This window comes from Streptomyces sp. NPDC001796 (assembly GCF_042892355.1).
In the GTDB taxonomy this organism is placed as follows: domain Bacteria; phylum Actinomycetota; class Actinomycetes; order Streptomycetales; family Streptomycetaceae; genus Streptomyces.
Window position 1 is genome coordinate 176,679 of record NZ_JBIAUC010000006.1, and the last position, 21,322, is coordinate 198,000.

Here is a 21,322-nt window from a genome sequence, read left to right on the forward strand (position 1 = left end):
GGAGCAGGCCACCTCCTCCCCGCCCCGCTCGTGCCGTGGACGAGCAGAGCCCACGGCTACGTCTCGGACGCTCCGCCGCCCGCGTTGGCGTAGCGCGCGGCCAGTTCGCCGAACGCCCTGGTCAGTTGTGGTGGGCCGATGACCTGGATGTCGGTGTCGAAGCGCCCCACAGCGGCGGCAAGGCCGGTCCACGACCAGGAGCCGAGGGTGAGGCGACAGCGGCCGGGGCCGAGTTCCTCGACGATTCCGTCCTGCGTGAAGGGGGCCACATCCTGTGCGGGGAGGTCGAGGACGACTTCGCCACGGCAGGGCCAGTCGGTGGTGGAACCATCGGTCCCGCGGAATCGGCCGGTGACGAACGCGGCCACGTCATCGCCGGGGAGAACGCGTCGGGCGAAACGCGGGCCGGTGGAGGTGCGGGGGCGTACGCGGTCGACGCGGAAGGTGCGCCAGTCGTCGCGGTCGAGGTCCCAGGCGATCAGGTACCAGTGGCCGCGCCGGGTGACGAGGTGGTGGGGCTGCGTCCGGCGAGGTCGCCCGGCGGGGCCGGTGGCGTCGTGGCCGTACTCGAAGCGCAGTTCCTCACGTGCCTGGATGACACGGCTCAGCTCCGTGAGGAGCTGCGTGCCGACCGGGGTGGCCTTGCCGGTCTCCGACGGCTCGGTGGTGCAGCCCCTGGGATCGTCGCAGTGGGCACCGCTGTACGGCATGCTCACCGACCGCTTCGGCGTGACGTGGGTGCTGGACGTGGCAGCCCCGCACAACGGCTGATCCACTCGCGGTCGGGAACACGATCGCCCTGGGCCGCCGCGCGCGCTGCGGCGGCCTGGCAGGAGCGAACCGGAAAGAGATACCGCCGCCCTTCCTGGCACTGGCGGATCGGCGGGCGGTCGATCCGCAGGTGCGACACATTTCCCGGATGTGTCGCAGTCCAGCCGGTGGACCACCCGCCCCCGATAACTCAGTCCCCTCCCCTCACAGCTCCCTGCTAGCCTGCGCAGGCTCGATCGCGCGCCCTGGGGGAACAGTCGGCGCGCCGCGCAGTCGAGGCGCATCCGAAAACGCCAGGGGGGCGGACGTATGAGCAGTACCACCACGGCGCCGGAACCGGTGACCGACCCGTTCGACGCGCTGCCCGAACTCGCCCCGCTGCGCACCGCCGCCCGGGCCGGTGACTGGGCGGCCACCCAGGCCTTTTTCGCCGGGCTCGACTCCGTCGACAAGGTCTCCTTCGCCGTCGGCGCCCTGGCCGACATCGAGGGGACCGAGGGATACCTGGAGGAGTCCGCGAAGGCCCTGCCCGGCAACCCGCTGCCGGCCACGCTGCTCGCCGAGCGGTACATCCGCATCGGCTGGGGCATCCGCAGCGGTGCCCGTGCCAAGCACGTCTCACGGGACCAGTTCGACCAGTTCCACGCCTGGCTGCGCAAGGCCGAGCAGAAGCTCATCGAGGTGTGCGCGGAGCAGCCCGCGTACGCCCCCGCCTGGACCGCCCGGCTGCTGACCGCCCGCGGTCTGGAGCTGGGGCAGTCCGAGGCCCGGCGCCGCTACGACCGGCTGTCGGTCCATCATCCGCACCACTTCCGTGCCCAGTCGCAGTTGCTGCAACAGCTCTGCCCCAAGTGGGGCGGTTCCTGGGAGGCCGCGCACGGCTTCGCCCAGGAGTGCGCGAGCGCAGCGCCGGACGGCTCGCACGCCGGGATCCTGGTGGCCGAGGCCCACATCGAACACTGGCTGGAGCTGGACGGGAGCGAGGCGACGGCCTACATGCGCGGCCTGCCCGTCCGCGACGACCTGCGTCACGCCGCCCAGGTGTCCGTCCTGCATCCGGACTACCGGCCCGGCTGGCTCTGGATCACCGGGCACAGCGCCTTCGCCCTGGCCTTCTCGCTCGGCGGCCACCTCGAGGACGCCGCCCCGCACTTCGCCGCCCTGGGCGACACGGCCGCCAAGTCCTCGTGGCAGTACCTGGCCGACTGGAAGAGCCGGTTCGCGAAGTACCGCACGGCCGCGCTGGCGACGCTCTGAGGGGGAGACCGACAGATGACCACGCACGACGCGACCATGAGATCCGAGGCCGCGGACCTCACCGCGCTCACCGACCTCACCGCCCTCGACGGTCTGGTCGCCCACACCACCGTCCAGGGCGTCCCCGTCCTCCATGCCCCGCACCCCGGCGACATCACGGCCGGTCTGATCTTCCGCGTGGGACGTGCCGACGAGACCCTGGCCACGTCCGGTGTCACCCACCTCGTCGAACACCTCGCGCTGCACCGCCTGGGCATGTCGGACGGGCACTACAACGGCGCCACGGCGAACACGTACACGCTCTTCCACGTCACCGGCAGCGAGGACGAGGTCGTCGCATACCTCAACGACGTCTGCGCCGCCCTGCGCGACCTGCCGCTCGAGCGTCTGGAAACGGAGAAGGAGATCCTCCGCACGGAGGCCGCGAGCCGGGCGAACCACGTCAACTCCCAGATGGCGCTGTGGCGTTACGGCGCGCAGGGATACGGCCTGTCCAGCTACGACGAACTGGGCACCTGGGGACTGACGGCCGACCAGGTACGGAACTGGGCCCAGACCCGCTTCACCCGGGACAACGCCGTGCTGTGGATCACCAGCGACCGGGTACCGGACGGCCTGGACCTCACCCTGCCCACCGGCCGTCGCATCCCGGCGCCGGCCGCGTCCAGCGCGCTGCCCGTCACGCCCGCCTACATCCGCGGCGACGACGGCCACGTCGTCTTCAACGCCGTGCTGCGCCGCTCCACCGCGGCCGCCGTCTTCGCCGACGTCCTGGGCCGCGCCCTCTACCAGGACCTGCGCCACGAGGGCGGGTACTCGTACACGGCGGAGGCCGACTACAGCCCGCGCGACGCCGACTTCGCCACCCTCACCGCGTACGCCGACGCGTTGCCCAGGAAGCAGGCCGCGGTGGTCGGCGGGTTCGTCGACGCGTTCGCCCGCCTGCGCGCGGGCCGCATCGAACAGGCCGAACTGGACTCCGTTCGCGGCAAGCTGCTCAAGCGGTACGAGACTCCCGACCTCGGCGCCGCGCTGCTGCCGTCGTACGCGCTCAGTCTGCTGCTCGGCCACCGGATCCTCTCCCCCGAGCAGCACACGGCCGAGTTGCGGGCGGTCACCGTCGCGGACCTGCGCGAGGTCGCCCGTGAGGCGTGGGACGACGGGCTGCTCCAGGTGCCCACCCGGGGCGCCGACTGGGCCGGCTTCGAGCCCGCCCCGCAGTACTCGTCGTCCGCGCTCACCGGTACCCGGCACCCGTCGCTGGAGGACGACGGCGTCACGCTGGTCATCGGCACCGAGGGTGTGAGCCTGCTGCTGCCCGGCGGCCCGGTCACCGTGCGGTACGACGCCTGCGCCGCGATGACCACCCGCCCCGACGGGGGCCGCGTCCTGACCGGCCTGGACGGTTTCCGCGTGGCTGTGGAGCCCACCTTGTTCGAGGGCGTCACGGCCGAACGGATCGCGGCGCTGGACGCGGCCGTCCCCGCCGCCGCGGTCGTCCCGCTGCCGGTCCGTGAACCGGAGCAGATCCCGAAGCCGCGCAAGCGGGAGACCCCCGTGCCGACGGCCGGCGGCGGCGAGGCCGTGAAGGTGGCGGCGTCCCGGAGGTGGCCTGTCGGCCTGGTCCTCATGGTCGCGCTGGACGTGGCGTTCGGGCTGGGGCTCCTGTTCGCCGTCGTCCGTCTGTCCGACGAGACCCACCCGGCGTGGAGCATCCTGGCCCGGGCGATCCTGCCGGCCGCGGTACTGATCCGCTACACCCACCGGGCCTACCGCCGCGCCCAGCGCGCCCGCGGCTGACCCCCGTGCCGCCCAGGCCCGCGTCATCCGGGCCCGGGGCGGCGCCCAGGCCGAGAACGCTCCCCTACTCCACCGTGACGGACTTCGCCAGGTTCCGCGGCTGATCCACCTCGTTGCCCCGGGCGGTCGCCAGCTCGCAGGCGAAGACCTGCAACGGCACCGTCGCGACCAGCGGCTGGAGCAGGGTGGGAGTCGCCGGGATGCTGATCAGGTGGTCGGCGTACGGGACGACCGCCTCGTCGCCCTCCTCCGCGATCACGATCGTGCGCGCGCCCCGGGCCCGGATCTCCTGGATGTTGGAGACGATCTTGTCGTGCAGGACCGAGCGTCCGCGCGGCGAGGGCACCACCACGACCACCGGCAGGTCCTGCTCGATCAGCGCGATCGGCCCGTGCTTGAGCTCGCCCGCCGCGAAGCCCTCAGCGTGCATGTACGCCAGCTCCTTGAGCTTGAGGGCGCCTTCCAGGGCGACCGGGTAGCCGACGTGCCGGCCCAGGAACAGCACCGTGTTCTTGTCGGCGAGGGACCGCGCCAGCCGGCGCACCGGCTCCATGGTCTCCAGGACCCGCTCGACCTCGTCGGAGATCCTCGACAGATCGCGGATGACGACGTGGATCTCGTCGCCCCACTTGGTGCCGCGCACCTGGCCCAGGTACAGGGCCACCAGGTAGCAGGCGACGAGCTGTGTCAGGAACGCCTTCGTGGACGCCACCGCGACTTCCGGCCCCGCGTGCGTGTACAGGACCGCGTCCGACTCCCTGGGAATCGTAGAACCGTTGGTGTTGCAGATCGCCAGCACCTTGGAGCCCTGCTCACGGGCGTGCCGCAGGGCCATCAGGGTGTCCATGGTCTCGCCGGACTGGGAGATGGCGATGACCAGGGTGCGCGGGTCGAGGATGGGGTCCCGGTAGCGGAACTCGCTGGCCAGTTCGACCTCGCAGGGGATCCGCGTCCAGTGCTCGATGGCGTACTTGGCGATCAGCCCGGCGTGGAAGGCGGTCCCGCAGGCCACGATCACCACCTTGTCGACCTCGCGCAGTTCGGCGGGCGAGATCCGCAGCTCGTCAAGGCGCAGTGAACCAGCCGCGTCGATACGGCCGAGGAGCGTGTCGGCGACCGCCTTGGGCTGCTCGGCGATCTCCTTGAGCATGAAGTAGTCGTAGCCGCCCTTCTCGGCGGCCGAGGCGTCCCAGTCGACGTGGTACGAGTGCACGTCGGCGGGCCGGCCGTCGAAGCCGGTGACCGTGACGCCGTCGCGGCGCAGTTCCACCACCTGGTCCTGGCCCAGCTCGATCGCCGAGCGGGTGTGGGCGATGAACGCGGCGACGTCCGAGGCGAGGAAGGCCTCGCCCTCGCCGACGCCCACGACCAGCGGCGAGTTGCGCCGCGCGCCGACGACCACGCCGGGCTCGTCGGCGTGCACGGCGACCAGGGTGAACGCGCCCTCCAGCCGCCGGCACACCAGCCGCATGGCCTCCGCCAGGTCGGCGGCCACGGAGAACTCCTCGGCGAGCAGATGGGCGACGACCTCGGTGTCCGTCTCGGAGGCGAGGGTGTGGCCCCGCTCCTCCAGCTCCGCGCGCAGCACCGCGAAGTTCTCGATGATCCCGTTGTGGACGACGGCGACGCGGCCCGCGTTGTCGAGGTGCGGGTGCGCGTTGGGGTCGTTCGGCGCGCCGTGGGTGGCCCACCGGGTGTGCCCGATGCCGGTGGTGCCGGTCGGCAGCGGCCGGTCGACCAGTTCCTTCTCCAGGTTGACCAGCTTCCCGGCCTTCTTCGCGGCGGCCAGCCCGCCGTCCGCGAGCACGGCGACGCCCGCCGAGTCGTAGCCCCGGTACTCCAGCCGCTTCAGCCCGGCCATCACGACGTCGAGCGCCGACTGCGATCCCACGTAACCAACGATTCCGCACATGATCCGCAGCCTACGGTCCGACGGCCGCCGATACCCGCCCTCGCGTGCCCGAAATCGGAAATTCCCACCGGGGTACGAACGCCCCCGGCGGGTGGTTCCCGCGGCGGCTCAGCCGAGCTTGGCCAGCTGGGCCTCGACGATCTCCGTGGGGAAGTCGAAGTCCTTGCCCGTGGCGGCGGCGGCGAGGTTGACGGCCGGGAAGTACGCGAGGGTGGCGCCCTTGCGTACGACGACGCCCTTCACCGGGGCCTTGATGCCCTCATCGGCATCCACCAGGCTGGTCAGGGCCAGCGCCTCGTCGGCACCCTGGGGCGGGGCGGTGACCGCGACCTTGTCGACCTTGGTTTTGTCGCTCCCCACGGTGAAGGCGAAACCGCCGGCGCACTTCGTCGAGGCCGTCCTCAGGTCCGCGAAGGCCTTCGCCGCACCGCCGTCCTCGTAGGAGGCCAGCGTCACCAGGACCTTGGCCCGGTTGAGGGCTGCGAACGCGGTGTCCTCGGCGCTCGCGCCCGCGGCGGGCTTCCTGGCGTCGCCCGTCCACTCCCGCTTCACGGTGGCCGAGGGCGTGCCGACGTAGGTTCCGACCTGCAGGTACGCGAGCGGCGCGCAGGCCGCCTCGTCCGTCTTCGCCTTGCTCTGCGCGATGTCGTCCTGCGCCGGGACCTTGGTGACGAGCTTCCCGCTCTTGACGTCCGCCTGCGTGAGCGCGGCCTTCTCCAGCTCGGCGGCGCTCAGCGCCTTGGCGGCGGCAGGGCCGGCGGAGACCGTCTGGGAGGGAGCGGCCGAGGCCGTCTTGTCCGCCTGGGCGGTCTTGCCGTCGCCGCCCTTGTCCCCGCTGCCGGAGGAGCCGCCGCAGGCGGTGGCCAGGACGGCGAGGGCGGCGGCTGAGGCCGCGAGGGAGGCGCGGCGGACCACGAGGGATCTCACGAAACGGAGCTCTTTCTCTTCGGAGTTGCGGAAGCCTTCCGCAACGCTTCGCGCGTACTTTACGCACGGCAGACCCGCGGATGATCACGTCTTGGTCACCCGGTGCCCCGACCGTGACACCGGCGTGATCTTCGTCCGGCGACCACCGCCGCGCGGGATCGCCGCACCGGTGCCCGCGCCGTTCCCCGGCCCCGTCCGGGGATCACACGTGACGCACCCCACCCCGCCACCCGTTCAAACTCCGTTAACAATGGACTGTGATCTCTCCGGTCTCCTCGATGCCCCGGAGCGCCCACCGGCCCAGGCCGGAGGCGACTCCCTACGTCGACCTCACCCGTGCCGAGTGGAGTGCGCTGCGCGACAAGACGCCGCTGCCGCTGACCGCCGAGGAGGTGGAGAAGCTGCGCGGTCTGGGTGACGTCATCGACCTCGACGAGGTGCGGGACATCTACCTGCCGCTGTCCCGGCTGCTCAATCTCTACGTCGGCGCCACGGACGGCCTCCGCAGCGCCCTGAACACCTTCCTCGGGGAGCAGGGCTCCCAGTCCGGGACCCCGTTCGTGATAGGGGTGGCCGGCTCCGTCGCCGTCGGGAAGTCCACCGTGGCCCGTCTCCTCCAGGCCCTGCTGTCCCGCTGGCCGGAACACCCGCACGTCGAACTGGTGACCACCGACGGCTTCCTGCTGCCCACCAAGGAACTCCAGGCCCGGGGCCTGATGTCGCGCAAGGGCTTCCCCGAGTCGTACGACCGCCGCGCGCTCACCCGATTCGTCGCCGACATCAAGGCCGGCAAGGACGAGGTGACGGCACCCGTCTACTCCCACCTGATCTACGACATCGTTCCCGGCCGGAAACTCACCGTGCGCCGCCCGGACATCCTGATCGTCGAGGGGCTGAACGTCCTCCAGCCCGCCCTGCCCGGCAAGGACGGCCGCACCCGGGTCGGCCTCGCGGACTACTTCGACTTCAGCGTGTACGTCGACGCGCGCACCGAGGACATCGAGCAGTGGTACCTCAACCGGTTCCGCAAGCTGCGCGAGACCGCCTTCCAGAACCCCTCGTCGTACTTCCGCAAGTACACCCAGGTCTCCGAGGAGGAGGCCCTCGACTACGCCGGCACCATGTGGCGCACCATCAACAAGCCCAATCTGGTGGAGAACATCGCCCCCACCCGCGGCCGCGCCACCCTGGTGCTGCGCAAGGGCCCCGACCACAAGGTGCAGCGGCTGAGCCTGCGGAAACTTTGACGGCTACCCTGCGGGCATGCTGCATCTGCGCCTGATCACCCCGGCCTGTTCAGCAGGGCGAAGCTGGAGGGCGCACGGCCCAACACCAGCTTCGTGTACGCCCCCGACGCGTTCTCGTTCGTCGTGGCCGTGCTCGCCGGAGCGGCCGGCACGCTCTCGCTGACGTCGGCCAAGTCCGGTGCCCTCGTCGGCGTCGCCATTTCCGTGACGACCGTCCCGGCCGCCGCCAACGCGGCCGTGGCACTGGCCTACGGCGACACCGGGCAGACGGCCGGTTCGACGGTTCAGCTCCTGCTGAACCTGCTCAGCATCGTGCTCGCCGGCACGCTCACCCTGCTCGCCCAGAAGTGGTTCTGGGCGAGGCAGCGCGAGCGTGCCACGCAAACCGGTTAGCCGAGCGCCGACTTCACCGCATCGGCCAGCCGCCCGGCGACCGACCGCGCCTGGTCGATGTCCGCGGCCTCGACCATGACCCGTACGAGGGGCTCGGTGCCCGACGGCCGCAGCAGCACCCGCCCGGTCGAGCCCAGCTCCCGCTCCGCCTCGGTGACGGCGGCGGCCAGGTCCGGGGACGAGCCGACCCGGGACTTGTCGACGTCCGGCACGTTGACCAGCACCTGCGGCAGCCGCTCCATCACGGACGCCAGCTCCCGCAGCGTCCGGCCGGTCTGGGCGACCCGCGCGGCCAGCAGCAGGCCGGTCAGCGTGCCGTCGCCCGTGGTGGCGTGGTCGAGGATGATGACGTGGCCGGACTGCTCGCCGCCGAGCGCGTAGTCCTTCTCCTTCATCTCCTCCAGCACGTACCGGTCGCCGACCGCGGTCTGCACGAGCTGGATGCCCTCGCGCTCCATGGCCAGCTTGAAGCCGAGGTTGGACATGACCGTCGCGACGACGGTGTCGGAGCGCAGCGCGGAACGTTCCCGCATCGCCAGCGCGAGCACGGCGAGGATCTGGTCGCCGTCCACCTCCTCGCCGGTGTGGTCCACGGCGAGGCAGCGGTCGGCGTCACCGTCGTGCGCGATGCCGAGGTCGGCGCCGTGCTCGACGACGGCGGCCTTCAGCTTGTCCAGGTGGGTGGAGCCGCAACCGTCGTTGATGTTGAGGCCGTCCGGCTCGGCGCCGATGGTGACGATCTCGGCGCCCGCGCGCGTGAACGCCTCGGGCGAGACCCGGGACGCGGCGCCGTGCGCCTCGTCGAGGACGATCCTCAGCCCGTCGAGACGGTTCGGCAGGACACCCAGAAGATGGGCCACGTACTGGTCGAGGCCCTCTTCGTACGACGTCACCCGACCGACCCCGGCCCCGGTGGGCCGGTCCCAGGGGGCGCCGGTGCGGTGCTCCTCGTACACGGCCTCGATCTTGTCCTCCAGCTCGTCGGCGAGCTTGTGGCCGCCGCGGGCGAAGAACTTGATGCCGTTGTCGGGCATGGCGTTGTGGCTGGCGGAGAGCATCACGCCGAGGTCCGCGCCGAGCGCGCCCGTCAGATACGCGACGGCCGGGGTGGGCAGCACGCCGACCCGCAGCACGTCCACACCGGCGCTGGCGAGACCGGCGACCACGGCGGCCTCCAGGAACTCCCCGGACGCGCGCGGGTCCCGTCCGACCACCGCCTTCGGCTTGTGGCCTTCGAACGTGCCCGCCTCGGCCAGTACGTGCGCCGCCGCGACGGACAGGCCGAGCGCCATCTCGGCCGTGAGATCCGCGTTGGCGACACCGCGCACGCCGTCCGTGCCGAAGAGTCGTCCCACTGTGGTGTCCTCCGAACTTGCTGCGAATGTGCGGCTCTTGCCGAGTGTCCGGACAGGGGCGGAATACGTACGTCCCGCCGACGTCGTCCGCCGGCGTCACCCGGTTGCCGTAATCCCGCGAACGTACATCCTGTGGACGTCTGCGCCACAGACGTACGTGCCGCAGAGGCATGTCCGCCGACGCATGTCCGCCGACATCCGTCCCACGGACGCTACGCCCCACCGGCCCACGTCGCGCGGCCCTGTCCTGTGAAGGCTTCCCCGAAGCCCCCGCCGGGACTGTCGGGATTGCTCCATAAGCTCCAAAAGCCGGTGATAAGCACCGTCCCCCGTAAACGAACCGCCCCGGCGGCACGGAAAGTGCTGCCGGGGCGATGCGTGCATGCGCACAGCAGGCAGGGGGTCGCCCACTGTGACCAGCGGACGCGATTAGCGCTTGCTGTACTGCGGGGCCTTGCGGGCCTTCTTCAGACCGGCCTTCTTGCGCTCGACCGCACGGTCGTCGCGGCGCAGGAAGCCGGCCTTCTTCAGCGGACCGCGGTTGTTGTCGACGTCCGCCTCGTTCAGGGCGCGGGCGACACCGAGACGGAGCGCACCGGCCTGACCGGAGACGCCGCCACCCGCGATACGGGCGATGACGTCGTAGCGGCCCTCGAGCTCGAGCACCTTGAAGGGCTCGTTGACCTCCTGCTGGTGCACCTTGTTCGGGAAGTAGTCCTCGAGCGTGCGCCCGTTGATCTTCCACTTGCCGGTGCCCGGGACGATCCGGACGCGGGCGATGGCGTTCTTGCGGCGGCCCAGGCCGGCGGCCGGCTGGGGCTCACCGAACCGGGAGGCGAGGGACTCGGAGGTGTACTCACCCTCCAGCGGGACCTCGGTCTCGGTGGTGTAGCTGTCGATGTCAAGCTCTTCGAGCGGCTGCTCGGCAGTGGTCTCGGCCACGATTCTCCTCAGATTCTCTTCAGTCTTAGGGGGTGGCCGGACTTACTGCGCGACCTGGGTGATCTCGAACGGCACCGGCTGCTGAGCAGCGTGCGGGTGCTGGTCACCCTTGTAGACCTTCAGCTTCGAGAGCATCTGACGGCCCAGGGAGTTCTTGGGGAGCATGCCCTTGACGGCCTTCTCGATGGCCTTCTCGGGGTTGTTCGCCAGCAGGTCGTCGTAGCGGATCGAGCGCAGACCACCCGGGTAGCCGGAGTGGCGGTACGCCATCTTCTGGGTCCGCTTGTTGCCGGACAGGTGGACCTTGTCCGCGTTGATGATGATGACGAAGTCACCGGCGTCCACGTGGGGCGCGTAGATGGGCTTGTGCTTGCCACGCAGGAGAGTGGCAGCGGTGGTGGCGAGACGGCCCAGGACGACGTCCTGCGCGTCAATGACGTGCCACTGACGCGTCACATCGCCGGGCTTGGGGCTGTACGTACGCACGGTTCGTAGCCTTCGCTTCTTCAGTGAGGTTCCTGACAAGGTCACCGAAGACGATCACGACAGCCCTGACCGCACAGCGGTGACGCAAGCCGCGTGCTGGTCGCTGGTCATCGGCCCGGTGGACCGGTGTAAGGGCCCCTCACGTGAGAATGAGCAAGCCAATACACACAACGAACAGCCAGGATAACGGCGCCCTTGAGCAGGGTCAAAACGAGGGGTTCGCCGCTGTTGCGCCTCGGGGCCGGTGGCTGTGCGGTTGCCGTCGGGGTTACCGAAGGGGAACAAGCGTGCCCGTGGCCCGTCTAAGATGCGCCGCATGAGTTATGGGCAGGGGGAGCCCCAGTGGGATCCCTGGAAACCGAGTTCCCAGCAACCCCAGTGGGGCAGTCAGAGCGGTTCGCCGGACTGGGCCGCGCTCGCCGAGGCCTCGGAGGCCCGCAACAAGCGCCGCCGGCTGCTGATGATCGTCGGAGGTGCCCTGGCCACGGTCGGGGTCGGTGCCGCCGTCGCCGTTGCGGTGGTGTCCGCGAACGGCGGCAGCGGAGCCTCGAACAGGCCGGCCAGCGCCCTGCCGAGTACCGCGAACATCCCCAGTGAGAGCGCCGACGCCGCCCCGTCCTTCGCGCCGACCTCGGCCCCTCCGCCGCTGAACCCGATGGACTTCATATCCAGCGCGAAGAAGGACACGGCCCCGATCAGCGCGGACACGCTGTTCCCCGGCACCCAGCTGACGATGGGCACGAACGTCTACAAGAAGGGCGCCACCGCCTCCACCACGAACTGCGCGTCGGCCGCCCTGCGTACCCTGCCCGCGGTGCTCACCAGGAACGGCTGCACCCGCCTGATCCGCGCCACCTACACCAAGGACGGCGTCGCGGTCACGGTCGGCGTGGCCCTGTTCGACACCACGGCCAAGGCCACGAAGGCCAGGCAGGAGGCCGACAACAAGAGCATCATCGCGTCGCTGAGCGGCCAGGGCGTGCCCGCGTTCTGCCGTACGGCCGTCTGCCGCTCCACGACCAACACCTACGGCCGCTACGCGTACTTCACGCTCGCCGGGTTCACCAACGGCAAGGACGTGACGACCAAGGACGCCAAGGTCTTCCAGGCCGGCGACGACCTGGCCGAGTTCGCGTTCCGCCAGATCCGCCGCCGCGGCGAGGCCCAGGCGTCGGCGGCGGCCAACCAGTGACCTGCCGCACCGCCGCCGGGGGCTAAGCCGCCGGGCCGATCGGAGAGCCGGTCCGGCCCGGCCGGCGGCAGCCCATGCCGAGCTGACCGGCTTCTGCGGCACCCCGGCCCCGCGAGCTGCGGGGCCCGGCCGAGCAGTCCCGGCTCATGCCAGACAGCCGCGCGGCCGCCCAGGTCGGGGTGGCCGGGCGGGTGTGGGCCTGGCGGGCACGATGCCGGGCCGGGTGTCAGCCGAGGTGTGTGGGCACCGAGACGCGGACCGCCCGCTCGGGCAGGCCTTGCCGTCGACGAGGAGGATGGCGTCGCTCATGATGACGTCCTCTCCCCGGAAAAGCTGAAGTACGTTTCCGCGGGCCCGGCCGACGGTGCTTGGAAGGCGGGCGCAGCACCACGGGCGACCGCCTCCGTGCGCTCCGGCCGGCGGCCGGCCGTCTTGAAGACCCACGTCCGGTAGGACCAGAAGCGGAAGAGGGTCGCGATGCCGATGCCGAGGAACTTGCAGATGTTGTTGGCGAGCGTGCTGTCCCAGCCGAACGCGTAGGTGGTCACGTAGAGGACCGAGTTCTCGATGACCAGGCCGACTGCGCTGAAGAAGAGGAAGAGACCCAGCTCCTTCTTCTGGCCGCTCCGCTCCCCCTGGCCGTGGTCGCGGTATGCGAAGTACCGAAGACCGATGTAGTTGCCCATGATGGCGACAGCGGTCGCGGCCACACTCGCCCTGACCGTCTGCCAGTGGGCCACACTTCTGATGAGGTTGAAGACCGCGAGGTTGAGTACGAATCCCGAGAGCCCCACCAGGCCGAACTTCGCGACCTCGCGGTACAGGTTCCCCAGCCGCGAGGGCAGCGCGTGCCGTCCGCTCATGGCGAGGTCAGCTCCGTCGGTTGCGCATCCGCAGCCGCAGCGGCACGAGCGCCGACTCGATCTGCGTCGCGAGGTTCATCTTGGACACGCCTTCGATGCGCTCCTCGAAACGGATCGGGATCTCGACGGCGCTGTGACCGGCACGGACGGCCTTGAACTTCAGCTCCACCTGGAAGCTGTAACCGGCGCTGTCCAGGGTGGCCAGGTCGACGTCCCGGAGGGTCTGCGCGGACCACAGGTTGAAGCCGGCGGTGATGTCCCGGATCTTGGTGCCGAGCACGGTTCGTGCGTACCGGTTGGCGAAGCGGGACAACAGCACCCGGTGCTTGCCCCACTCCTCGTCCAGCGCACCTCCCTCGACGTACCGGCTGCCGATCACCAGGCCGACCCCTGAGGCCACGGCCGTGCCGAGCATCCGTGGCACTGCCTCCACCGGGTGGCTGCCGTCGGCGTCCATCTGGACGACGTACGCGGCGCCCTCGGCGAGCGCGGCGCTCATGCCCGCCACGTAGGCACGCCCCAGCCCGTCCTTCTCGGTGCGGTGCAGCACGCTCATTCGCCACCGGCCGTCCCAGTTGTACTTCTCGGCCAGCTCCTCGGCAATCCGCCCAGTGCCGTCCGGGCTGGAGTCGTCGACGACCTTCAGGTGCAGCCCGTCGATCGGCAGTCCCAGCACCGCCTCGGCCATCCGCGGCAGGTTCGCCGCCTCGTTGTAGGTGGGCATCACCACGGTGACGCGGGCTGCCCGGTACGACTCGTCCATTCAGCTTCCCTCCCCTGCGGGCGCGGGCCTGCCCAGCGCCCGGAACTGCCAGCCCGAGGCGGCCCAGCGGTCCGCGTCGAGCACGCCCCTGCCGTCCACGATCCGCGGACGGCGCACCAGTGCCGCGGCCCGCTCCGGGTCGATCTCCCGGAACTGCGGCCACTCCGTCAGGTGCAGGACCAGATCGGCCCCGCGCAGCGCCTCCTCGGCCGACAGCGCGTACCCGAGCAGCGGGAAGGCCTTGAGGGCGTTGTCCATCGCCGCGGGGTCGTAGACGGTGACCTCGGCACCGTCCAGGCGCAGACGCCCGGCCACGTTCAGCGCGGGCGAGTCGCGGATGTCGTCCGAGTCCGGCTTGAAGGCGGCACCCAGGACGGCAACCCGCGCGCCCAGCACGGCTCCTCCGCACAGTTCGTGCGCCAGATCGACAACCTTGTCACGGCGCCGCATGTTGATCGCGTCCACCTCGCGCAGGAACGCCAGCGACACACCCAGTTCGTCGGCCCGGTGCGCGAAGGCGCGGATGTCCTTGGGCAGGCAGCCACCGCCGAACCCGACGCCGGCCCGCAGGAACTTCGCGCCGATCCGGTCGTCGTAACCGATGGCATTCGCCAGCGTGCCGACGTCGCCGCCCGCGGCCTCACACACCTCCGCCATCGCGTTGATGAACGAGATCTTGGTCGCGAGGAAAGCGTTGGCGGCCGTCTTGACCAACTCGGCGGTCGGGAAGTCGGCGGTGACGAGCGGGGTCCCGGTGGCCAGGACGGGCGCATACACGGAGCGAAGGATCGTCTCGGCGCGTGCGGACCGGACGCCGAAGACCAGCCGGTCCGGGCGCAGCGTGTCCTCGACGGCGAAGCCCTCACGCAGAAACTCCGGGTTCCAGGCCACCTCGACGCTGTACGTGTCCGCGAGCCGCCCCGCCGTACCCACCGGCACGGTCGACTTGCCGACGAGCAGCGCGTCCGGGGCCGCATGCGCCGCGATCGCCGCGAAGGCGGCGTCGACGTACGTCAGGTCCGCTCCTTCGGAGTCAGCGCGCTGCGGGGTGCCGACGCACACGAAGTGCACCTCGCCAAAGGCGCCGGCCTCCTCGTAGGACGTCGTGAAGCGCAGTCGCCCGCTCGCCGTGTGCCTCGCGATCAGCTCGGCCAGCCCCGGCTCGTGGAAGGGCACCCGGCCGGCCCGCAGCGCGGCCACCTTGTCGGGGTCCACGTCCACCCCGAGCACCTCGTGCCCGAGCTCCGCCATGCAGGCGGCATGGGTGGCACCGAGGTAGCCGGTGCCTATGACTGTGAGCCGCATGAGTACGGCCTTTCTTGCCTCGGAACGGGACGGGTAGGCGCTCAGGAGGTCCTGATCCAGATGCGGTAATGGCCCGTACCGCTGGAGTTGCGGAAAGGAAGGTCGGCGAGGAGCCGGTAGTGGGCATTGCCCTGGACCGCCTTCGCGATGACGGCGTCCACGCGCGGGTTGGTGAGCCCGTCCAGGACGATCAGGTCGAACTCGCCGTCGCGCAGCGCCGCACGGTAGGCCTCGTCGCCGGTGTGGTACTTGCCCCTCTTGTCCGTGTACTGCATCCCGAAGACGCTCTGCCACTGGCGATGGCTGGTCTTGTCGCGGAGGTAGTAGACGGGCACCTCCGGCGTCGAGGAGAGGTAGTGGCCTTTGCGGTTCACGTGAGAGTCGATCGCCGCGATCATCTTCGAGGAGTCGGGCCAGACGCCGAAGCGCCAGTCCGCCTGCGAGATGCCGAGGCAGAGCATCGCCGTCCACAGCATGACGCCGAGCTGGGGGTAGCGGAAGTGCGCACCCATGAGCCGGGTCACACCCACACCGGCCATCGGCGCGGCGAAGAGCAGACCGAAGCCGACGTGCTTGAACAGCGAGACCACGGTCCCGAGGTGCATCTGGTAGACGGGCGCGAGGACGGCCGTGCCGCACAGCACCAGCCCGAGCAGCGCCCGCCAGCGCCAGCCGGGGGTGCCGAGCCGCTGAGCGAGGGGCGACTCGTTCATGCGGCTGCGCCGTATGTAGGAGATCGCGCCGCCGACGGCGGTGAGGAACATCAGCCCGCCCCACTCGGCCGACCGCTGCAGCAGGAAGGCGGCGCTGTCGGAACCGTGGTCGCGGTTTGTCGTGGTCTGCTGCACACCGGCAAGCAGGTCGGTGGTGTACATACCAGCTGCCAGCAGACCGCCGATGCCGAGTACGAGCAGCAGCATCCGCAGGAACGCCTTGGCGCCCCGGTGCGGCCACCCGGTGAGCAGCGCGAGCACGACGATGGTCGGCAGATACAGCCCGGCCGCGTACTTCACGCCGACGGCGAGGACGGCGACGGGGGCGGCGAGCAGCACGGCGAACACCGGCGCCCGGTCGGTGCGCACGACAATCCAGGTGGCCAGGGCCAGCAAGAACACCGCGGCGGCGTCGTAGGTGGCGAAGTACCCCATGACGACGGTCGACTGCACCACCGCGAACAGTGCCGCCGCGGCCAGAGCCGCCCGCTCGTTGAACAGCCGTCGGGTGAACGAGTACAGCAGTGCCGTGGCGCCCAGCATGAAGACCAGGCTCAGGGTCCGCGCCCCCGCGAGTCCGAACCGGCCGTCCACGACTGCGGCGAGCACTGGGTACAGCTGCGGCGAGCCGGAGAAGTACGCCGCGTAGTTGATCGGCAGCGGGGTGCCGTGCAGCAGGTGCTGCAGTTCCGCATGCCCAGCCGCGAGGTACAGGGCCTCGTCCTGGAACGCCGTGTTCGACAGTCGCAGGGACAGCACCGCCTGGACGGCCAGGATGAACAGCAGCACGGCCCGGCTGACCCAGGCGCGCCGACTGCTGGCGGCCATGTCCCAGCCGACCTCGGGCGTATCCGGGACGTGATACCCCGGCTCGGTCGACTCCGCCACCGTCCGCAGCGCGAACGTCGGCTGGTCGTCGGGCTGCTCGCGGCCGGATTCCTCGCCGGCCTCGTGGGCCTGCGGCTGGCGTGGAACGTAGCCGTCGGAGTTCAACCAGCCGCCCCGCGTGTCGTCCTCGGAGTACGGGTCGTACGGCTGGGGCGTGTAGTGGTCGGGTCGGGAGGTCATCGCCGCTTCCGTACGTCGAAGCCGAAACGGTCGTCGGCGGCCAGGCGCTTGAACTCCGTCAGCGCCAGCGGACTCGCCTCCAACCGCCAGTCGGCGCGCTTGTGGTGGTTGAACCAGATGAAGCCGAGCATGTCGTCGTCCGCCTCGACGCCCGCGAACAGGTTGCGGATGTCGGCGCGGCGCCGCTGACCGGGCATGGCCGCGGTCTCCAGCAGCAGGAACGGCTTCTTGGTGAAGGTGCGGACCTGGTCGCGGGTCGGCCCGAAGACGCTGTCGAAGGCGTTGTCCTCGCCGAGGGTGAAGTAGCCGATCAGCCCGATCCAGTCGACGTAGGCGTCGCCCGGGTAGTACGGCTTCAGCTTCACGTCCTTGACCGGGTTGATGATGTTGGGGGACCAGGCCCAGATGACGTTGGACGCCCCGACGTCGATGAATGTCTGGTGGATGTGCCGCCAGGCGGCAACGTACTGCTCGGGGGTCACATACTTCGTGCCCCACTTCTCCCAGTGGCCGTTGAACTCGTCCGCGAAGTCGATCACCACGGGAAGGTTCAGCCTCCGGACCGCCGTCGCGTACTCCTTGATGTACGCGTCCGTCTTGCCGGCCGCGATGTCGGCGACGTTGGTGTCTAAGGGCTCCCAGGACATCAGCGTCATGGCGCCCTCGGCCCAGGCGTTGCGCACACCGGTGGCGTCGAAGCCGTCGCCCCAGGCGGCGTAGTACTCGATCAGGTTCGGCTGCCTGCCGACCATCTTCGTGTATGCGTCCACGCCCTTCATGGAGGTCGGCGCACCTGCGACTGCGGCCCCGAAGTATTTCTTCGGGGGCTTCAGCAGCGGCATGACGTCGTAGGGGACGGTGGTGTCCTCGGTCGCCGGCGGATTCGTCCCGGACCGGGCGCTGCCGGCCGAGGAACCGCCCGAGTCGTCGCCGCGCAAGGAGCAGCCGCTCAGTGCCGACAGTGCGAGCAGGCAGGCGGCTGTGGCCGCACGGGTGCGGTGTAGGCGATCCTTCGAACGCATCAGGCGGCCGCCCCCGCCCGCGGCTGGACCAGGACACGGCCCACGACCAGGGCGTAGAAGAGCCCGGAGGACAGGATCAGCGCGAAGTCCGGGGCGTTCATGGTGAACGTGCGGTACACCGCGGCGGTGACCCACACCAGGGCCGTGCCGCCGCTCCACAGCCACATGCCGATCCAGAAGCGCCGGGTCTTGTTCTTCTTCGCGCCGGAGGAGCCGGTGGGCTGCCAGCCCATGCGGTTCTTGCGCAGGATGTCCCAGATCGCGAAGACGTGCGCCCAGCCGTACATCATGCGGGCCGCCCAGGCCTCCAGGCGGTAGGGCGCCTTGTGCCACATCGGGAAGATGATCGTCGTGTAGATGATGCTGGGCGCCACCAGGAGCAGGTGCTCGACCTTGAGTTTGTCCGGCATCATCAGCAGCAGCACGATCGGGATCACCGGCGCCGCGAAGGTGAACAGGGCGGTGTGGATGTAGTAGAAGAAGCCGGACATGTAGCACAGGCGACTGGACAGCTTGATCTTCGCCTGCCAGAACTTGCGGCTGCCGAGCAGGCTCATCGAGCCGGAGCACCAGCGGTACTGCTGGTTGAAGAACGCGCCCGCGCTGTCCGGGCACACACCGGTGGAGACGGCGACCGGCACATAGCGCAGGTCCCAGCCGAGGCTCCGCAGGTCGAAGCCGGTGTGCACGTCCTCGGAGTGCTCGATCAGCGTCGTGCCGCCGTTGGTCTCCAGCGCGGCCCGCCGGTACACGGCGCAGCTGCCCACGCATATCGCGCCGTCGCTGCCCTGCCGGGAGACCTGCACGGATCGGTAGAACAGCTCCTGCACGGCCCCCGCGCCGCGCTCTATCCAGTTCTGCGAGTCGAGCACGCGGAAGTACTGCGGCGACTGGACGATGCCGATGCGCGGGTCCGTCTCCATGTACGGCAGCAGTTCCTCGAGCAGGTCGGCGCGGGGCGCGAAGTCGGCGTCCAGGATCAGGATGTACGCACCGTCGGACTGCCCGAACCCGAAATGCAGGTTGCCGGCTTTCTTGAACCAGCCGCGGTTCTCCCGGGTGCCGTAGCGGAACCCGAAGTCGTGTGCCATCGCCTTCAGTTCGGGGCTGGCGCCGTCGTCGAGGACGAACGGCACGCAGCGGCCCGGGTAGCGGTCGGCCATGGCGCGTACGTGCGTCCACGTGTTGTGCAGCACCTCGATGGGCTCGCCGCACACCGGCAGGAACACATCGACCGTCGGATACACCTCGGGCCGCCAGTTCTGCACCAGCTGCCTGTGGTGAGCGATGTCGAAGTCCCGGGTGAAGCCGTTCACCCGCAACGACACCAGGTAATAGATCACCGTGAAGACCAGCAGCGGTGTGTAGATCCACAGCACCGGTGTGGACTGCGCCAGCTTGAACTGGCTCACCACCAGGCAGCAGAAGCTGATCAGCGAGCTGATCGTCAGGACCCACAGATGTCGGCGCGCGTAGGAGTACTTCTCCTTGTCCGTCGGCGGCAGCGGCAGCAAACCCAGCGAGACGCTCCCACCGCGCGCGGCCCTCCGTCGGCCGCCGCTCTGGCGCACGGCACGACGACCCCCGGTCCGCACGGGACCCACAGAACTCATGCAAAATCCAACCCCGGGTCGATAGACCCGTACACCCCACCCTGACCCGGCCGCCCCATTCGCACTTTCAGCCGGGAGCCGGAAGACTAATCGAAATGTAAGGCATACGTAAGGGACTGCAAGGGCCTTACGCCCGGTAAGTACCGACAGGGGGTATATGTCGTTGAAGATTGCAGGTAACTAACAGGTTTCACACCCTGTGGCGACAGTCAGCGACCGCTTGTTGCGCGCTTCCCTGTTCCGTGCCGCCAGCAACTCGTCGGCCGGGTAGCCGACCTCCTCCAGCGTGAGCCCGTGCGGGCGTACGACATGCACCGCCGAGTCCCGTACACCGGCGGCGAGCACCTCGGCGGGCCAGTCGGGCGGGCGGTGGCCGTCGCCGACGAAGAGCAGGGCGCCGATGAGCGAGCGCACCATGTTGTGGCAGAACGCGTCGGCCCGGACGGTGGCGGTGACGATGCCGTCCGCGCCCCGCTCCAGGCTGAGCTCCTGCAGCGTACGGATGGTCGTCGCGCCCTCCCGCCGCTTGCAGTACGCGGCGAAGTCGTGCTCCCCGAGCAGCCCGCGGGCCGCCTCGTTCATGGCGTCGACGTCCAGGGGCCAGTCGTGCCACAGGACGTGGTGGCGCAGCAGCGGATCGACGCCGCCGGGGTTGTCGGTCACCCGGTAGGCGTAGCGCCGCCAGATCGCGGAGAAGCGGGCGTTGAAGCCACCGGGGGCCTCGCGCAGGGCCCACACCCTGACGTCCTTGGGCAGCCGGCCGGCCAGCCGCTTGAGCAGCTTGCCGCGGTGTTCGCCCCACACCTGAAGCGGCAGATCGACATGGGCGACCTGCCCCCGGGCGTGCACCCCGGCGTCGGTCCGTCCGGCGACGGTCAGCTCGTAGGTCTCCGCGGAGCGGGTGACGGTGCGCAGGGCGTCCTCGATCTCCCCCTGCACGGTCCGCCTGCCGCCGGCCTGCTTGGCCCATCCGTGGAACTCGGTGCCGTCGTAGGACAGGTCGAGGCGGATGCGGACGTAACCGGGCTGTACTTCGTCGCTCACGTGGGAATCCTCTCAGGTACGCGAAAGCGGGTCCGCCCGGCAAGGGCGGACCCGCTCAGCGTGCGGTGGAACCTCAGGCGTCCTTGGACTCCTCGGCAGCGGCCTCCTCGGCCGGCGCCTCGGTGGCCTCGTCGGCCTTGGTCTCCTCAGCCTTGGCCTCGGACTCCTTGACGGCACGCTTGGTCGCCGCCTCGGCCTCGCCGACCGCCTTCTGCTGCACCGTCAGCGCCTCGACCAGCTCGATGACGGCCATGGGCGCGTTGTCGCCACGGCGGTTACCGATCTTGGTGATCCGGGTGTAACCACCCGGACGGTTCTCGTAGCGCGGGCCGATCTCGGTGAAGAGCGTGTGGACGATGCTCTTGTCCGTGATGACCTGGAGCACCTGACGGCGGTTGTGAAGGTCGCCCTTCTTCGCCTTGGTGATCAGACGCTCGGCGTACGGGCGCAGGCGGCGGGCCTTCGCCTCGGTGGTGGTGATACGACCGTGCTCGAACAGCGACTTCGCGAGGTTCGCGAGGATGTGCTTCTCGTGCGCGGCACTGCCGCCCATACGGGCACCCTTGGTGGGCTTCGGCATCGTTTTTCTCCTAGGTGTCTGCCCCGGCCGTGTCAGGTACCGGGGTCAGTATCCGAGCAGGCGGTCGCC

General features: G+C 70.1%; 18 protein-coding genes and 2 pseudogenes. 6 read left to right on the forward strand and 14 right to left on the reverse strand.

The genetic code is table 11. The annotated features are described in order from the left end of the window. Nucleotides 1–56: 56 nt before the first annotated feature. Nucleotides 57–641 (reverse strand): annotated as a pseudogene (locus ACFYZE_RS14885) (helix-turn-helix transcriptional regulator); the annotation flags it as partial. A gap of 13 nt (nucleotides 642–654) precedes the next feature. On the opposite strand from ACFYZE_RS14885, the pseudogene ACFYZE_RS14890 reads away from it, so the two are divergent. The 3 genes and pseudogenes from ACFYZE_RS14890 to ACFYZE_RS14900 form a co-directional block, all read left to right on the forward strand. Beyond that, a pseudogene (locus ACFYZE_RS14890) lies at nucleotides 655–771 on the forward strand (VOC family protein); the annotation flags it as partial. A 309-nt stretch (nucleotides 772–1,080) separates the two neighbouring features. Further along, a complete protein-coding gene (locus ACFYZE_RS14895) occupies nucleotides 1,081–2,028 on the forward strand; it encodes a hypothetical protein (protein WP_388992841.1) in 948 nt (315 codons plus the stop codon). A 15-nt stretch (nucleotides 2,029–2,043) separates the two neighbouring features. Then, nucleotides 2,044–3,828, forward strand: a complete 1,785-nt coding sequence (locus tag ACFYZE_RS14900; RefSeq protein ID WP_388992844.1) for a M16 family metallopeptidase — start codon at nucleotides 2,044–2,046, stop codon at nucleotides 3,826–3,828. A gap of 64 nt (nucleotides 3,829–3,892) precedes the next feature. Here the strand turns inward: ACFYZE_RS14900 and glmS are convergent, their stop codons facing one another. Then, entirely contained in the window at nucleotides 3,893–5,740 is a 1,848-nt protein-coding gene (gene glmS, locus ACFYZE_RS14905; protein WP_388992847.1) for a glutamine--fructose-6-phosphate transaminase (isomerizing), read from the reverse strand. Between the two features lie 108 nt (nucleotides 5,741–5,848). Further along, entirely contained in the window at nucleotides 5,849–6,667 is an 819-nt protein-coding gene (locus ACFYZE_RS14910; protein ID WP_388992849.1) for a hypothetical protein, read from the reverse strand. Nucleotides 6,668–6,945: 278 nt separating this feature from the next. On the opposite strand from ACFYZE_RS14910, the gene coaA reads away from it, so the two are divergent. After that, nucleotides 6,946–7,914: a type I pantothenate kinase gene (coaA, locus tag ACFYZE_RS14915; RefSeq protein WP_388992852.1), complete on the forward strand. Its 969-nt coding sequence runs from the start codon at nucleotides 6,946–6,948 to the stop codon at nucleotides 7,912–7,914. Nucleotides 7,915–7,977: 63 nt separating this feature from the next. Further along, nucleotides 7,978–8,307 carry a DUF389 domain-containing protein gene (locus ACFYZE_RS14920; protein WP_388993463.1) on the forward strand — a complete coding sequence of 110 codons (330 nt, stop codon included), beginning with the start codon at nucleotides 7,978–7,980 and terminating at the stop codon, nucleotides 8,305–8,307. On the opposite strand, the gene glmM is transcribed toward ACFYZE_RS14920, so the two are convergent. From glmM to rplM, 3 genes are all read right to left on the reverse strand, one after another. Further along, nucleotides 8,304–9,662, reverse strand: coding sequence for a phosphoglucosamine mutase (glmM, locus tag ACFYZE_RS14925; protein WP_388992855.1), 1,359 nt, complete (start codon nucleotides 9,660–9,662; stop codon nucleotides 8,304–8,306). The genes ACFYZE_RS14920 and glmM overlap by 4 nt on opposite strands. A 429-nt stretch (nucleotides 9,663–10,091) precedes the next feature. Beyond that, the gene (gene rpsI, locus ACFYZE_RS14930; protein WP_103837531.1) at nucleotides 10,092–10,604 is read right to left on the reverse strand and encodes a 30S ribosomal protein S9; all 513 of its coding nucleotides are present in this window, start codon (nucleotides 10,602–10,604) and stop codon (nucleotides 10,092–10,094) included. Between the two features lie 42 nt (nucleotides 10,605–10,646). After that, complete coding sequence (gene rplM / locus ACFYZE_RS14935; RefSeq protein WP_200418844.1) at nucleotides 10,647–11,090, reverse strand: 50S ribosomal protein L13; 444 nt, start codon at nucleotides 11,088–11,090, stop codon at nucleotides 10,647–10,649. A 316-nt stretch (nucleotides 11,091–11,406) separates the two neighbouring features. Between rplM and ACFYZE_RS14940 the strand changes: the two genes are divergently transcribed. Beyond that, nucleotides 11,407–12,282, forward strand: a complete 876-nt coding sequence (locus tag ACFYZE_RS14940; protein ID WP_388992859.1) for a hypothetical protein — start codon at nucleotides 11,407–11,409, stop codon at nucleotides 12,280–12,282. Between the two features lie 305 nt (nucleotides 12,283–12,587). Here ACFYZE_RS14940 and ACFYZE_RS14945 read toward each other — a convergent pair whose 3' ends face one another. From ACFYZE_RS14945 to rplQ, 8 genes are all read right to left on the reverse strand, one after another. After that, nucleotides 12,588–13,145, reverse strand: a complete 558-nt coding sequence (locus ACFYZE_RS14945; RefSeq protein WP_388992862.1) for a GtrA family protein — start codon at nucleotides 13,143–13,145, stop codon at nucleotides 12,588–12,590. A gap of 7 nt (nucleotides 13,146–13,152) precedes the next feature. Continuing rightward, complete coding sequence (locus ACFYZE_RS14950; RefSeq protein WP_388992865.1) at nucleotides 13,153–13,908, reverse strand: polyprenol monophosphomannose synthase; 756 nt, start codon at nucleotides 13,906–13,908, stop codon at nucleotides 13,153–13,155. Beyond that, entirely contained in the window at nucleotides 13,909–15,213 is a 1,305-nt protein-coding gene (locus tag ACFYZE_RS14955) for a UDP-glucose dehydrogenase family protein (protein WP_388992868.1), read from the reverse strand. Nucleotides 15,214–15,254: 41 nt separating this feature from the next. Beyond that, a complete protein-coding gene (locus tag ACFYZE_RS14960; protein ID WP_388992870.1) occupies nucleotides 15,255–16,994 on the reverse strand; it encodes a glycosyltransferase family 39 protein in 1,740 nt (579 codons plus the stop codon). Beyond that, entirely contained in the window at nucleotides 16,991–18,016 is a 1,026-nt protein-coding gene (locus ACFYZE_RS14965) for a glycoside hydrolase family 26 protein (protein ID WP_388992873.1), read from the reverse strand. The genes ACFYZE_RS14960 and ACFYZE_RS14965 overlap by 4 nt, the downstream gene beginning before the upstream one ends. Next, a complete protein-coding gene (locus tag ACFYZE_RS14970) occupies nucleotides 18,016–19,431 on the reverse strand; it encodes a glycosyltransferase family 2 protein (protein ID WP_388993466.1) in 1,416 nt (471 codons plus the stop codon). The genes ACFYZE_RS14965 and ACFYZE_RS14970 overlap by 1 nt, the downstream gene beginning before the upstream one ends. Nucleotides 19,432–19,809: 378 nt before the next feature. Next, nucleotides 19,810–20,673, reverse strand: a complete 864-nt coding sequence (truA, locus tag ACFYZE_RS14975; protein WP_388992876.1) for a tRNA pseudouridine(38-40) synthase TruA — start codon at nucleotides 20,671–20,673, stop codon at nucleotides 19,810–19,812. A gap of 73 nt (nucleotides 20,674–20,746) precedes the next feature. Then, complete coding sequence (gene rplQ / locus ACFYZE_RS14980) at nucleotides 20,747–21,253, reverse strand: 50S ribosomal protein L17 (protein ID WP_388992879.1); 507 nt, start codon at nucleotides 21,251–21,253, stop codon at nucleotides 20,747–20,749. Nucleotides 21,254–21,322 lie beyond the last annotated feature (69 nt).

What these genes read in the sequence shown, in the direction of transcription:
- ACFYZE_RS14960 (WP_388992870.1), bottom strand. Translation starts at nt 16,994, where the DNA reads ATGACCTCCCGACCCGACCACTACACGCCCCAGCCGTACGACCCGTAC.
- ACFYZE_RS14955 (WP_388992868.1), bottom strand. Translation starts at nt 15,213, where the DNA reads ATGCGGCTCACAGTCATAGGCACCGGCTACCTCGGTGCCACCCATGCC.
- ACFYZE_RS14895 (WP_388992841.1), top strand. Translation starts at nt 1,081, where the DNA reads ATGAGCAGTACCACCACGGCGCCGGAACCGGTGACCGACCCGTTCGAC.
- ACFYZE_RS14940 (WP_388992859.1), top strand. Translation starts at nt 11,407, where the DNA reads ATGAGTTATGGGCAGGGGGAGCCCCAGTGGGATCCCTGGAAACCGAGT.
- ACFYZE_RS14965 (WP_388992873.1), bottom strand. Translation starts at nt 18,016, where the DNA reads ATGCGTTCGAAGGATCGCCTACACCGCACCCGTGCGGCCACAGCCGCC.
- glmS (WP_388992847.1), bottom strand. Translation starts at nt 5,740, where the DNA reads ATGTGCGGAATCGTTGGTTACGTGGGATCGCAGTCGGCGCTCGACGTC.
- rplQ (WP_388992879.1), bottom strand. Translation starts at nt 21,253, where the DNA reads ATGCCGAAGCCCACCAAGGGTGCCCGTATGGGCGGCAGTGCCGCGCAC.
- ACFYZE_RS14945 (WP_388992862.1), bottom strand. Translation starts at nt 13,145, where the DNA reads ATGAGCGGACGGCACGCGCTGCCCTCGCGGCTGGGGAACCTGTACCGC.
- ACFYZE_RS14900 (WP_388992844.1), top strand. Translation starts at nt 2,044, where the DNA reads ATGACCACGCACGACGCGACCATGAGATCCGAGGCCGCGGACCTCACC.
- ACFYZE_RS14950 (WP_388992865.1), bottom strand. Translation starts at nt 13,908, where the DNA reads ATGGACGAGTCGTACCGGGCAGCCCGCGTCACCGTGGTGATGCCCACC.
- coaA (WP_388992852.1), top strand. Translation starts at nt 6,946, where the DNA reads ATGCCCCGGAGCGCCCACCGGCCCAGGCCGGAGGCGACTCCCTACGTC.